The organism is Azohydromonas australica DSM 1124 (assembly GCF_000430725.1).
Classification (GTDB): Bacteria; Pseudomonadota; Gammaproteobacteria; order Burkholderiales; family Burkholderiaceae_C; genus Azohydromonas; species Azohydromonas australica.
In genome coordinates this window covers 151,633-163,848 of the sequence record NZ_KE387210.1, presented here as the reverse complement: position 1 = coordinate 163,848, position 12,216 = coordinate 151,633, and the positions used below count along the sequence as shown (strand labels likewise).

The 12,216-nt window shown below is 71.5% G+C and carries 11 protein-coding genes; 3 read left to right on the top strand and 8 right to left on the bottom strand.

Features of this window, described 5'->3' with window-relative positions; all coding sequences use genetic code 11:
- Window positions 1–41: 41 nt before the first annotated feature.
- Window positions 42–206: a hypothetical protein gene (locus tag H537_RS54660; protein ID WP_169517134.1), complete on the top strand. Its 165-nt coding sequence runs from the start codon at window positions 42–44 to the stop codon at window positions 204–206.
- A gap of 39 nt (window positions 207–245) precedes the next feature.
- Here the strand turns inward: H537_RS54660 and H537_RS0132200 are convergent, their stop codons facing one another.
- The 6 genes from H537_RS0132200 to H537_RS0132175 all read right to left on the bottom strand — a co-directional run bounded on the left by H537_RS0132200 (window position 246) and on the right by H537_RS0132175 (window position 8,313).
- On the bottom strand, window positions 246–1,448 hold the full coding sequence (locus tag H537_RS0132200) for an acetyl-CoA C-acyltransferase (protein WP_029001172.1): 1,203 nt from the start codon (window positions 1,446–1,448) through the stop codon (window positions 246–248).
- Between the two features lie 20 nt (window positions 1,449–1,468).
- On the bottom strand, window positions 1,469–3,859 hold the full coding sequence (locus tag H537_RS0132195; protein ID WP_029001171.1) for a 3-hydroxyacyl-CoA dehydrogenase/enoyl-CoA hydratase family protein: 2,391 nt from the start codon (window positions 3,857–3,859) through the stop codon (window positions 1,469–1,471).
- 68 nt (window positions 3,860–3,927) lie between these two features.
- The gene (locus H537_RS0132190; protein WP_029001170.1) at window positions 3,928–4,371 is read right to left on the bottom strand and encodes a DUF2147 domain-containing protein; all 444 of its coding nucleotides are present in this window, start codon (window positions 4,369–4,371) and stop codon (window positions 3,928–3,930) included.
- 8 nt (window positions 4,372–4,379) lie between these two features.
- Entirely contained in the window at window positions 4,380–6,164 is a 1,785-nt protein-coding gene (locus H537_RS0132185; protein WP_029001169.1) for an acyl-CoA dehydrogenase C-terminal domain-containing protein, read from the bottom strand.
- 32 nt (window positions 6,165–6,196) lie between these two features.
- The gene (locus tag H537_RS0132180; RefSeq protein ID WP_029001168.1) at window positions 6,197–6,862 is read right to left on the bottom strand and encodes a TetR/AcrR family transcriptional regulator; all 666 of its coding nucleotides are present in this window, start codon (window positions 6,860–6,862) and stop codon (window positions 6,197–6,199) included.
- 74 nt (window positions 6,863–6,936) lie between these two features.
- On the bottom strand, window positions 6,937–8,313 hold the full coding sequence (locus H537_RS0132175; RefSeq protein ID WP_051243911.1) for an OmpP1/FadL family transporter: 1,377 nt from the start codon (window positions 8,311–8,313) through the stop codon (window positions 6,937–6,939).
- Between the two features lie 264 nt (window positions 8,314–8,577).
- Between H537_RS0132175 and H537_RS46740 the strand changes: the two genes are divergently transcribed.
- A complete protein-coding gene (locus H537_RS46740) occupies window positions 8,578–9,507 on the top strand; it encodes a cation diffusion facilitator family transporter (RefSeq protein WP_051243908.1) in 930 nt (309 codons plus the stop codon).
- Between the two features lie 23 nt (window positions 9,508–9,530).
- Here H537_RS46740 and H537_RS49910 read toward each other — a convergent pair whose 3' ends face one another.
- Together H537_RS49910 and H537_RS46730 are read right to left on the bottom strand one after the other, a co-directional pair.
- Window positions 9,531–10,394 carry an ester cyclase gene (locus tag H537_RS49910; protein ID WP_051243905.1) on the bottom strand — a complete coding sequence of 288 codons (864 nt, stop codon included), beginning with the start codon at window positions 10,392–10,394 and terminating at the stop codon, window positions 9,531–9,533.
- Window positions 10,395–10,502: 108 nt separating this feature from the next.
- The gene (locus H537_RS46730; protein ID WP_051243901.1) at window positions 10,503–11,255 is read right to left on the bottom strand and encodes a phosphatase PAP2 family protein; all 753 of its coding nucleotides are present in this window, start codon (window positions 11,253–11,255) and stop codon (window positions 10,503–10,505) included.
- Window positions 11,256–11,547: 292 nt separating this feature from the next.
- Here H537_RS46730 and H537_RS0132155 point away from each other — a divergent pair, with 292 nt between their 5' ends.
- On the top strand, window positions 11,548–12,207 hold the full coding sequence (locus tag H537_RS0132155) for a hypothetical protein (protein WP_156902067.1): 660 nt from the start codon (window positions 11,548–11,550) through the stop codon (window positions 12,205–12,207).
- Window positions 12,208–12,216: the final 9 nt, after the last annotated feature.

Sequence of the window (12,216 nt, the reverse complement as noted above, 5' to 3'; positions counted from 1 at the left end):
ACTACGATGCGCGCCCTTTCATCCGACTGCGTTGTTCCCCTATGCGACTCCTGCTTGCCCTGAGCCTGGTCCTGTCGAGCCTGTATGGCTGTGCCGTCTACACGCCCTCGGGCTCGGTCGTCGTCGATCCGGGCAGCGCCGGCAGCCAGGGCGGCGGTGGCGGCGGCTTCTGCCCGCCCGGACAGGCCAAGAAGGGCCGCTGCTGACGGCGGGGCCGGCGGCCCGGCCGGGCCGCCGCCTCCCGTTCACACCCGCTCGAAGATCCCCGCCGCGCCCTGCCCCGTGCCCACGCACATGGTGAGCATCCCGTAGCGCCCGCCGCGGCGGCGCAGGCCGTGCACCACGGTGGCCGCGCGCAGCGCCCCGGTGGCGCCCAGCGGGTGGCCCAGCGCGATGGCGCCGCCCAGCGGGTTCAGCTTCGCGCGGTCGATGCCCACGCTGTCCACCACCGCCAGCGCCTGCGCCGCGAAGGCTTCGTTCAGCTCGATCCAGTCCAGGTCCGACAGCTGGATGCCGGCGCGCTTGAGCGCCGCGGGAATGGCATCGATCGGCCCGATGCCCATGATCTCCGGCGGCACGCCCTTCACGGAAAAGCTCACGAAGCGCGCCAGCGGCTGCAGGTTGAAGCGCTTGACGGCCGCCTCGCTGGCGACGATCAGCGCCCCGGCGCCGTCGCTGGTCTGCGAGCTGTTGCCCGCCGTCACGCTGCCCTTGGCGGCGAACACGGGTTTCAGCTTGGCCAGCGCCTCCAGGGTGGTTTCGGGGCGGGGGCCTTCGTCGGTGTCGACCACGCGCGGGGTCTTGACGACTTCACCGGTCTCCAGGTCCGGGCGGCGCTCGATGACCTCCACCGGCGTGATCTCGTCCCTGAACTCGCCGCTCTGGATGGCCGCCACGGCCTTCTGGTGCGAGGCCAGCGCGAACTCGTCCTGCGCCTGGCGGCTCACCTTCCACTGCGCCGCCACCTTCTCCGCCGTCAGGCCCATGCCGTAGGCGATGCCCACGTTCTCGTCACGCGTGAACATCTCCGGGTTGAAGGACGGCTTGTTGCCGCCCATGGGCACCAGGCTCATGGATTCGACGCCGCCGGCGATCAGCACGTCGGCCTCGCCGACGCGGATGCGGTCCGCCGCCATCGCCAGCGCCGTCAGCCCCGAGGCGCAGAAGCGGTTGACCGTGGCGCCGCCCACCGAGGGCGGCAGCCCGGCCAGCAGCACCGCCATGCGCGCCACGTTCATGCCCTGCTCGCCTTCCGGGAAGGAGCAGCCGACGATGGCGTCCTCGATGGCCGCCGGGTCCAGCGTGGGCACCTGCTTCAAGGCGCCGCGCAGGGCGGCCACCAGCAGGTCGTCGGGCCGGGTGTTGCGGAAGACGCCGCGCCCGGACTTGCCGATGGGCGTGCGCGTGGCCGCGACGATGTAGGCGTCCTGAACTTGCACCGTGCTCATGTGATGTCCTCGAAACGGGTTCAGTTGCGCACGGGCTTGCCGGTCTGCAGCATGCCCATGATGCGTTCCTGGGTCTTGGGATGGCCCAGCAGGCCGCAGAAGTGCTTGCGCTCCAGCGCCATCAGGTACTCCTCCGTCACCAGCGTGCCGGCGTCCAACTCGCCGCCGCACACCACCTCGGCGATCAGCCGGCCGATGCGGTAGTCGTGCGCGCTGATGAAGCCGCCGTCGCGCATGCCCACCAGCTGCGCCTCGATGGTGGCGATGCCGGAGCGCCCGGCCACCGGGAAGCTGCGCTTGAGCGGCGGCCGGTAGCCCGAGTCCGCCAGGGCCTTCGCCTCGTTGAGCGCGACGTAGAGCAGCTCGTCCTTGTGCGGCACGATCACGTCGCTCTCCAGCAGGTAGCCGAGCTTGCGCGACTCCAGCGCGCTGGTGCCCACGGTGGCCGTGGCGGCAGCCATGTAGCCGTCCTTGAGGAAGGCCAGCAGGTCCGTGTTGGGTGCAGCGGCACCCTTCTCCGCGGCGCGGCGAGCGATGTAGGTCAGGCCGCCGGCGCCGGGCAGCAGGCCCACGCCGACCTCCACCAGGCCGACGTAGGTCTCCATCGCCGCCACGCGCCGGGCGCAGTGCACCGCCAGCTCGCAGCCGCCGCCCAGCGCGATGCCGCGCATGGCGGCCACCACCGGCACGCCCGCGTAGCGCACGCGCAGCATCAGCTGCTGCATCTTCTGTTCCTCGGGCCCGATGCCGGCCGGGCCCTTGGCCATGAACACCGGCATCAGCGCCTCCAGGTTCGCGCCGGCGGAGAACATCTCGTCGGGCGACCAGATCACCAGCGCCTTGAACTGCTGCTCGGCCAGCTCCACCGCCTTGGTCAGCCCGGCGGTCACGTCCGGGCTGATGAGGTGCAGCTTGGAGGTGATGCTGGCGATCAGCACCTCGCCATCGAGCGTCCACACGCGCAGCTCCGGGCCCTTGAACAGCTCGGTGCCGGACTTCAGCGCGTCGCGGCCCAGGCCGGCCACGCTCTCGGGGAAGAGTTGCCTTTCGTACACCGGCAGCTCGCGCGGGGGAACGAAGCTGCCTTGCGCCGCGCTCCACGAGCCCTCGGCCGTGTGCACGCCGCCGCGCTCGGCCACCGGGCCTTCGAACACCCAGGCCGGCAGCGGCGCGCTGCTCAGGGCCTTGCCGGCGTCGATATCCTCCTTGATCCACTGCGCCACCTGCGTCCAGCCCGCGGACTGCCACAGCTCGAAGGGCCCCTGCGCCATGCCGAAGCCCCAGCGCAGGGCCAGGTCCACCTCGCGCGCGGAGTCGGCAATGTCGGCCAGGTGCACCGCGGCATAGTGGAAGCCGTCGCGCAGGATGGCCCACAGGAACTGCGCCTGCGGGTTGGAGGATTCGCGCAGCAGCTTCAGCCGCTCGGCGGGCGGCTTCTTGAGCATGCGGCCGACGATCTCGTCGGCCTTGGCGCCCGAGGGCACGTAGTCGCGCTTCTCGGGGTCGAGCCGCAGGATGTCCTTGCCCACCTTGCGGTAGAAGCCCGCGCCGGCCTTCTGCCCCAGCGCGCCCTGCGCGATGAGCCCCGCCAGCACCGGCGGCGTGGCGAAGTGCGCCTTGAACGGGTCGTCCGGCAGCTGCTCCTGCATGGTGCGCACCACGTGCGCCAGCGTGTCCAGGCCCACCACGTCCGCAGTGCGGAAGGTGCCGGAGCTCGCGCGGCCGAGCTTCTTGCCGGTGAGGTCGTCCACCACGTCATAGGAGAGCTTGAAGCGCTCGGCCTCGACCATGGTGGCGAGCATGTTCATCACGCCCACGCGGTTGGCGACGAAGTTGGGCGTGTCCTTGGCGCGCACCACGCCCTTGCCCAGGCCCGTGGTGACGAAGGTTTCGAGCTGGTCCAGGATCTCCGGCGCCGTCTGCGGCGCGGGGATCAGCTCCACCAGCTGCATGTAGCGCGGCGGGTTGAAGAAGTGGATGCCGCAGAAGCGCGGGCGCAGTTCCTCCGGCAATGCCTGCGACAGTTGCGTGATCGACAGCCCCGAGGTGTTGGAGGCGACGATGGCATGCGGCGCCACGTGCGGCGCGATCTGCGCGTAGAGCTGCTGCTTCCAGTCCATGCGTTCGGCGATGGCCTCGATGACGAGGTCGCACTCGGCCAGCAGCGCCAGGTCCTGCTCATAGTTGGCCTGGCGGATCAGCCCCGCCTCCTCCGCCAGCCCCAGCGGCGCGGGCTTGAGCTTCTTCAGGTTGTCCACCGCCTTGGTGACGATGGCGTTCTTCGGCCCTTCCTTGGCCGGGAGGTCGAACAGCACCACCGGCACGCGGACGTTGATGAAGTTGGCCGCGATCTGCGCGCCCATCACGCCGGCGCCGAGCACGGCGGCCTTGCGCACCTGGAATCGACTCATGGTCCGATCTCCTTGAGGGAAAAGTGATCTGCAGGGACCGTGTGGGCCCGTGCCTTCAGTTCATTGGCCTATTCGACGCGTTGCCAGGTCTGGTTACGCCCCAGCGCCGGCAGCCCGATGTAGCCGCGCACCACCAGGCGGCTGCCGCCCTCCTCGGGGCGCAGCCGCACCTTGTAGAGCTTGCCCCGGGCCGGGTCGAGGATGTCCCCGCCGCCCCACTGGCCCGGCTCCTCCTGGCGCACGTTGCGCAGGACGGTCATGCCCAGCACCGGCTGGTCCTTGCGCTCGTCGGTGCAGGCCTCACAGCGCATGTCGGCCTTGGCCGGGTCGAGCACCTGCTCCACCCGGCCCGAGAGCACGCCGCCGGACTCGGTGATGCGCACCAGCGATTTCGCTTGCCCGGTGGCGTCGTCGATGGTGCGCCACAGGCCCACCGGCGAGGCCTGGGCCCAGGCCGCGGGCAACGCGCCGGCCAGCAGCGCCGCGGCCACGAGGAGCGATCGCGGGTTCATGCGCCGGCTCAGAACAGCGCCTCGTCCATGGCCATCAGCGGCTGCGCGCCGCTGCGCGCACGCCGGATGAGCATGGCCGTCTCCGGCAGCAGCTTGGCGAAGTAGAAGCGGATGGTGGCGAGCTTGGCGCGGTAGAAGGCGTCGTCCTGCTTCTTCAGCGCGATGCGCGCCTGCAGCGTGAACAGGTAGGCGAACACTAGGTGCCCGCACACGCGCAGGTAGTCCACGGCGGCGGCGCCCACCTCGTCGCGGTTCTGGAAGGCTTTGAAGCCCAGCTCCGTGGTGAGCTTGACCACCTTGTCGCCCAGGTCCGCCAGCGGGTTGACGAACTCCTGCATCGGCTCGTTGACGCCTTCGTCCTCGATCAGCTCGCGCACCTTGGCGCCGAAGCGCTTCATGCGCGCGCCGTTGTCGCCCAGCACCTTGCGCCCCAGCAGGTCCAGCGCCTGGATGGTGTTGGTGCCCTCGTAGATCATGTTGATGCGCGCGTCGCGCACGAACTGCTCCATACCCCACTCGGCGATGTAGCCGTGGCCGCCGAACACGCCTAGGCACTCGGAGGTGGCGATCCAGCCGTTATCCGTGAGGAAGGCCTTCACGATGGGCGTGAGCAGCGCCAGCAGCTCGGCGGCTTCCTGGCGCTCCTCCTCGTCCTCCGAGGCGTGCGCCTGGTCCAGCAGCAGCGCGCTGTACATGGCCAGCGCCCGGCCGCCCTCGGCGTAGGCGCGCGCGGTCAGCAGCATGCGGCGCACGTCGGGGTGCACGATGATCGGATCGGCCGGCTTGTCCGGCGCCTTGGGGCCGGAGAGCGAGCGCATCTGCAGCCGGTCCTTCGCATAGGCCACGGCGTTCTGGTAGGCCACCTCGGTCAGGCCCAGCGACTGCATCCCGACGCCCAGCCGCGCCGCGTTCATCATCACGAACATCGCCTGCAGGCCCTGGTTGGGCTCGCCCACCAGGGTGCCATGCGCGCCTTCGAGCACCATCTGCGCCGTGGCGTTGCCGTGGATGCCCATCTTGTGCTCCAGCCCCGAGCAGAAGATGCCGTTGCGCTCACCCAGGCCGCCGTCGGCCTGGGGCAGGAACTTGGGCACCACGAACAGCGAGATGCCCTTGCTGCCCGGCGGCGCATCGGGCAGCCGTGCCAGCACCAGGTGCACGATGTTCCCGGCCAGGTCGTGCTCGCCGGCGGAGATGAAGATCTTCTGGCCGGTGAGCCGGTAGCTGCCATCGGGCTGCGGCTCGGCCTTGGTGCGCAGCAGGCCCAGGTCGGTGCCGCAGTGCGGCTCGGTCAGGCACATGGTGCCGCTCCACTCGCCGCTGGTGAGCTTGGGCAGGTACAGCGCCTTCTGCTCCTCGGTGCCGTGCGCGTGCAGGCACTCGTAGGCGCCATGCGAGAGGCCGGGGTACATGGTCCAGGCCTGGCTGGCCGAGTTCAGCATCTCGTACAGGCACTGGTTGAGCACGATGGGCAGGCCCTGGCCGCCATGCTCGGGGTCGCAGGACAGCGCGCCCCAGCCGCCCGCCACGAACTGCTCATACGCCGCCTTGAAGCCCGTGGGCGTGCGCACCTCGTGCGTGTCCTTGTCGAGCTTGCAACCTTCGCGGTCGCCCACGGGGTTGAGCGGCGCCACCACCCCGGCGGCGAACTTGCCGGCCTCCTCCAGCACGGCGTTGATGGTGTCCACGTCCACCTCCGCGTGCCGCGGCATGGCCTTGAACACCTCGCTGACCTGGAGCATCTCGTGCAGCACGAACTGCATGTCGCGCAGCGGGGGCGTGTACTGGGGCATGGCTACTCCTTGGGGGTTTTGGGTGAAGTCGTTCAGCCGCGAGCAGCGGCGGGGTCGGCCGGGGCCGCGGTGGCCCAGCGCTCGACGATGCAGTTGAAACCGGTGCGCGCGCGCCGCGGCGCGTCGCCGCGGCGCAGCAGCCGCGCGTCGTGGTGCACGGCCAGGATCAGCCCGTGGATCTCGAAGCGCAGCTGCGCCGGGTCGGCGTCGGCACGCAGGTGGCCCTCGCTCACGGCCAGGCCGATGGCGCGCTCCAGCGCCGCGTGCCAGTCGTCCACCATCGCCACCAGCGCGTCGCGCACCGCGCCGGGCCGGTCGTCGAACTCCACCGCGCCGCTGATGTAGATGCAGCCCGAGGCCAGCTCCGCCGACACGCGCTGCAGCCAGTTCTCGAACAGCGCGCGCAGCCGCGGCAGCCCGCGCGGCTGGCGCAGCGCAGGACCGAACACCTCGGCCGAGAAGCGGCGGTGGTACTCGCGGATGACGGCGATCTGCAACTCCTCGCGCGAGCCGAAGTGGGCGAACACGCCCGACTTGCTCATGTGCGCCTGCTCGGCCAGCAGCCCGATGGACAGGCCCTCCAGCCCGCAGTGCAGCGCCTGCGTCAGCGCCACGTCCAGGATCGCCGCCCGCGTCACCCGGCCCTTGGGGGAAGGCCGGGTGGCAGCGTCATCGGGCGTCCTGGGCGTCGGCGTCATGAAGGCTCACTGGAAACGAACGTTCGTTCTATTTTAGGAAGCCTTCATCCCCCGGATCAACCGGGGGTTTCACCTCAGAAGGCGCGCGAGTACTGCACGCCGAGGAGCCAGAGCTTGCTTTCGTAGGTGCCGGTGACGCGGCCGCGGCCGGCGGCGGTCTGGTCGTTGTCGATGTCCGCGTCCTTGATGAAGATGCGCGCCAGGCCGAAGTCGATGCGGTCGTCATTGGTGGGGCGCCACTGCGCGCCCAGCGTGAGCCAGGTGCGGTCGGCGTCGGGCAGCGACACCAGCGTGGTGGCCGGGCCGCGCACGGGGGTGCGGTCGTAGGCCAGGCCGCCCTTGAAGGTCCAGGCGTCGTTCCAGCGGAAGTTGGCGCCCAGGGCGACACGCCAGGAGTTGCGGAACCGGGCCTCCAGCGTCTGCGCCGTGGCGCCGGCCTGGCCGGTGGCTCCCGCCAGCGGCGAGCCGGCGGCAGCGGCGGCCGTGGGCGTGCTGCGCACGATGTTCACGTCCTGGATGCTGCTCCAGCGGGTCCAAGACAGGTCCGCCAGCGCTTCCCACTGCGGATTCACGCGCTGCGCTGCGGAGATGATCAGCGTCTCGGGCAGCTTGATGCGCGTGTACGCATCGCTGTTGGCGATGGCGGCCACGGTGGGCCCGGCGCCGGTGGGCGCGCTGGTGCTCAGGTTGCCGCTGACCGTGTGCTTGATGGCGGAGCGGTAGGAGATGCCCAGCCGGGTGTCGGGCGTGGGCTTGTACAGCGCGCCCACGTTCCAGCCCCAGGACCAGTCGTCGGCCTTGAACAGCACCGTGGAGGCGTTCAGCGGCAGGCCCGCCACGGGCACCGTGGAGATGGTGCGCAGGTAGTCGGCGCGCAGCTTCTGGTAGTTGAGACCCGCACCCAGCGACAGCGTCTCGTTGACCTTGAAGGCCAGCGACGGGTTGATGTTGATGGTGCGGACGTCGAAGTGCAGCGCGTGCGCGCTGCCGACCCACGGGTTGTCGTACTCGGTGCGCAGCCCGAAAGGCACGCTGATGCCCAGTCCGCCCCACAGCCGCTCGCCCAGCTTCCAGCTGAGGTAGGTGTTGGGCACCAGGGCGCGCGAGCCGGCGTCGCCGCCGTTGCCGGCGCCTGACAGGGTCTGGGTCGAGGATCCCCGGTTCGTGAAGTCAGCGCTCAGGTCCACCAGCGAGCCGCCCAGCGAGATCTCGCGGTCGCGCAGCTCGGTCATGCCCGCGGGGTTGAAGAAGATGGTGCTGGCGTTGTCGGCGACGGCGGCAGAGCCGGCGTAGGCGTTGCCGATGCCGCTGGCGTTCTGCTCCAGCAGCTGGAAGCCCGCAGCCTGGGCCAGCGAGCAGCCCAGCAGGCCCAGCAGCGCCGCGGGCAGGGTTCGCAACCGCGGCTGGAGACGGAGAACACGGATCTGCGTTGCGGCGGGAAGGCTTGTCATGCGTTGTCTCCTCAGAACAAAAAGGGAGGCCGCCGGCAGCGGGCCGCGCGAGCGGCCGGTTTCGCCGGCAACGAGCCCAGGATGATCCTGAAGCGTCCAGGTTTCAGTCCGTAACAACGCCAGCTTGTGGCGCCGGGACAACGGCGGTTGGAGCGTGCATCGCCCGGGCGGATCCCGGGCCCGTGCGGGCCGGGTCAGGGCACGGAACGGGCCTTGCCGAAGCCGGCCGTGCCGGCATGGGAGCCGGGCAGCGAAAGGACTTCCATGGCCGAGAGCCGGGCAGCGATCTACGGCGCCATCGCCGCCAACGTGGCCATCGCCGTCACGAAGTTCGTGGTCGCGGGCATCACCGGCAGCTCGGCCATGCTCTCCGAGGGCATTCACTCTGCCGTGGATACGGGCAACGGCGTGCTGCTGCTGGTGGGCACGAAGCTCAGCGAGCGCCCGCCCAGCCCGCAGCACCCTTTCGGCCACGGCAAGGAGCTGTACTTCTGGAGCCTGATCGTGGCGGTGCTGATCTTCGGCATCGGCGGCGGCGTGTCCTTCTACGAGGGCGTGGCGCACATCCGCCAGCCGGTGCCGCAGGTGGACATCCACTGGAACCTGATCGTGCTGGGCGCGGCGATGCTGTTCGAGGGCGCGAGCTTCACGATCGCGCTGCGCCAGTTCCGGCGCGAGAGCGCCGGCCGGCCCTTCTGGCAGGCGCTGCGCTCCAGCAAGGACCCCACCACCTACACCGTGATGGCCGAGGACGCCGCCGCGCTGCTGGGGCTGGTGGTGGCGGCGACGGGCATCGTGGCCGGCCACGCGCTCGACGCGCCGGCGCTGGACGGCGCGGCCTCCATCGTCATCGGGCTGCTGCTGGCCGGCGTGGCGGTGCTGCTGGTGCGCGAGGCGCGCGGGCTGCTCATCGGCGAGGGCATCCGCGAGAGCACCGCGCGCGACATCCGCGCGCTGGCGTTGGCGCAGCCGGGCGTGCGCGGCGTGGGCTGGCCGCTGTCGATGTACATCGGCCGCGACGAGGTGCTGCTGACGCTGGAGGTGGATTTCGAGCCGGGGCTGCCGGTGGACGCCGCGGCGCAGCGCATCCAGGCGCTGGAGCGCGAGGTGCGCGAGCGCTACCCGGTGATCCGGCGCATGAGCGTGCAGCCGGTGGAGACGGTGGACGCGGCCCAAACGGCGGCGCCGGGCTGAGCGGGCCGGCAGCCGCAAGCGCCCTACAGCGGATTCACCAGCCCCGCCCCGCACCCGGCGCAGTGCCCGACGCGTTCCTTGTTCCGGTTCATGCGCCCGCAGGCGGCGCAACGCTGCAGGAACACGCCGCCCGGCGCGCGCGTCCAGACACTGGTGACGCCGGCATCCGCCAGCTCCGCGAAGCGGCGCACGGCCTCGCGGTGCACGCCCTGCGCCATGGCCGCGTGCAGCGACGCCGGCGAATCCCACATCGACACCGTCGTCGCGCGCCGCCCGGCGATCAGGCCGGTGAACTGCAGGAAGCCCGGCTGCTCCAGGTCTTCCGCAACGACTTGGCGCGACAGCTCCCGCACCTCCTGCACGGTCGTGTCGTCGCGCGCGAGCAGCTCGGTCACGCCGATGGCTACCGGCTCCACCGGGCGCCCCGTGCGCACCGCCACCCCGGTGCCGAAGGCGAAGGGGCCGATCTCCCGAGGCTGCACGATCACGTCCAGGCCGAGCTGGCGCGGCACCAGCGCCGAGTCGAAGTAGCCCACGACGCGGCGGATGCCGTCCCCGCCGCAGTCGATCACGTCGATGCCCGGCAGGCGCACCGCGCGCCCGGTGGGCGGCAGCCCGTGCATCGAGCCGGTGTTGGTGCCCACCATGGTCCACTGCCCGTGCACCTGCCCCTCGGCCACCTGATGCACCGGTCCGAGCTCGAAGCCGAGGTCGGGGAAAGCCGCCCACAGGGACTGCATGTAGCCGCGGAAGGCCTCGCCGCCGAGCGGGCCCGGCGTGGTCGGGTCCTGGTAGCTGCCGCCGGGGGCCAGCGTCTCCAGCACCGCGCCGGCATCGCGGCGCATCCAGGCTTCGAAATAGCGGTGGCACAGCGCGATCGCATCCATCGTCCATCCTCCTGGCGGGACCAGCCCGCCAGGCAGGCATAGCGCGCCCGTGCCGCCCCGGGGTGAGCAGGTGCAAGCGCGGTGACGGCGCTGCCACGCGCCCGGCGCTCAGCCTCGCTGGCCGGGGCTGCGCGGACCGAGGGCTTCTTCCGCCGCCGCTTCCGTCTCCGCCGGCCGCGCCCCGGGCCGCGTCGCCAGCATCTGCGCGATGCCCCACCAGCCCAGCGCCCAGGCCGCGCCGATGGCCCAGCCGGCCAACACGTCGCTGGGCCAGTGCACGCCCAGGTACACGCGGCTGATGCCCACCAGCATCGTCAGCAGCACCGCCACCGTGATGACGTGCAGCTTCAGCCGCCGCTGCCCGAGATGCCTGGACACGAGCGCCGCCAGCGTCAGGTACACCAGCGCCGACAGCAGCGCGTGGCCGCTGGGAAAGCTGGGCGAGAGCACGTAGGCGCCATGCGGCACCAGGTCCGGGCGCGGACGCGCGAAGAGGTCCTTGAGCAGAGCGGACAGCACCGCGCCGCTGAGGCAGGCCGCCAGCACCGAGCCCGCCGTGCGCCGCAGCCCGGCCAGCACCAGGAAGCTCGCCACCGCCAGCAGCAGCAGCCCCAGCACGCCATGGCCGCCGAGGCCGGTGAGATCGCGCATGAACTCCTCGAACCAGCGCGGGCCCAGCGGGTCGCTGGGGTCGGCCGGGTTGCGCATGGCCAGCAGGATCGTCCGGTCCAGCGTGTGCAGCCCGCCCTCGCGGACCTCGTCGCTCAGCGCGATGAAGGCCCACAGCCCGGCCGCCGCCGCGATCAGCGCCGCCAGCACGTGCGGCACGGGACGCCGCTGCCAAAGTTGTCTCAGGTTCATTGCTCTCCCAGTGCATGAGGGGTTGCGGTGCGCGGCACGGGTGGGGCCCTGCAACGCGCACACCTGGCGTGCATCGTGCCCGCGCTCCACGGCCGGCCCGCGCACGGCGCCAGGAAGATGACTCCTCGGCCGCGCGGCCGTTCCCCGGCATGCGCCGGGCCGGCACCGGGCCACTGCCGCGGCGGCGTTACCTCCTGTGCCAATGGCAACGGCGGCGGCGCTGGACAGGGGCCGGCGCCGGGGCTAAGCCTTCACCGCGGCGGGAGAAGCCGCGGCGGAAGGAGCGAGGGACATGGGCTGGGCAACTCGAATGGGAACACTGGCGCTGGTCGCGCTGTCGGGCACGGCCGGCTGGATGCTGCACGGGTTGATGCAGCCGGCGGCGCCGCCGGCCGCCGTGCCGGCACCGGTGCCGGCCGACCTGGCGGCGCGCGCCTCGCTGCTGGCCTTCCCCGCGGCACCGAACGCCGATGCCGACGCCGACCGGGTGGAGCTGCATCCCGACGGCAGCGCGAGCATCCAGGTGCGCCAGCGGGCGCCGTCCTGGGTGCTGGCCGAGCTGTGCCGCCAGGGTGCGCGCGGGCTGGCGGGCTGCGGATCCGGCACCGCGCCCGTCGCGGCGGCACCCACCTCCGGCGCGGCGCAGACGCTCAGCCGCCTGAAGAGCCCGGACGAGCAGGCCCGGCTGCTGGCGCTGATGCAGGCCCGCGACGAAGGGCAGATGCTGCCCGAAAGCACGCTGCAGGCGCTGATGGCCTCGGACCCGTCGGTGCAGGTGCGCATGGAAGCCTTCGACAGCTACATCGAGCGGCATTCCGGCACCACGGCCGAGATGCGCACCGCGCTGCAGGCCGTGCTGCGCATCCCCGACGCGATGCTGCAGACACGGGCGCGCGAGCAGCTCGACGAGCTGGAGGCCGCGTACCGCAACAATGGGGCGGTGCCGCAGTGATGGCGGTGG

Excerpts from the sequence above, each read along its gene's own strand:
- H537_RS54660 (WP_169517134.1), top strand. The coding sequence starts at position 42 with ATGCGACTCCTGCTTGCCCTGAGCCTGGTCCTGTCGAGCCTGTATGGC.
- H537_RS0132200 (WP_029001172.1), bottom strand. The coding sequence starts at position 1,448 with ATGAGCACGGTGCAAGTTCAGGACGCCTACATCGTCGCGGCCACGCGC.
- H537_RS0132195 (WP_029001171.1), bottom strand. The coding sequence starts at position 3,859 with ATGAGTCGATTCCAGGTGCGCAAGGCCGCCGTGCTCGGCGCCGGCGTG.
- H537_RS0132190 (WP_029001170.1), bottom strand. The coding sequence starts at position 4,371 with ATGAACCCGCGATCGCTCCTCGTGGCCGCGGCGCTGCTGGCCGGCGCG.
- H537_RS0132185 (WP_029001169.1), bottom strand. The coding sequence starts at position 6,164 with ATGCCCCAGTACACGCCCCCGCTGCGCGACATGCAGTTCGTGCTGCAC.
- H537_RS0132180 (WP_029001168.1), bottom strand. The coding sequence starts at position 6,862 with ATGACGCCGACGCCCAGGACGCCCGATGACGCTGCCACCCGGCCTTCC.
- H537_RS0132175 (WP_051243911.1), bottom strand. The coding sequence starts at position 8,313 with ATGACAAGCCTTCCCGCCGCAACGCAGATCCGTGTTCTCCGTCTCCAG.
- H537_RS46740 (WP_051243908.1), top strand. The coding sequence starts at position 8,578 with ATGGCCGAGAGCCGGGCAGCGATCTACGGCGCCATCGCCGCCAACGTG.
- H537_RS49910 (WP_051243905.1), bottom strand. The coding sequence starts at position 10,394 with ATGGATGCGATCGCGCTGTGCCACCGCTATTTCGAAGCCTGGATGCGC.
- H537_RS46730 (WP_051243901.1), bottom strand. The coding sequence starts at position 11,255 with ATGAACCTGAGACAACTTTGGCAGCGGCGTCCCGTGCCGCACGTGCTG.
- H537_RS0132155 (WP_156902067.1), top strand. The coding sequence starts at position 11,548 with ATGGGCTGGGCAACTCGAATGGGAACACTGGCGCTGGTCGCGCTGTCG.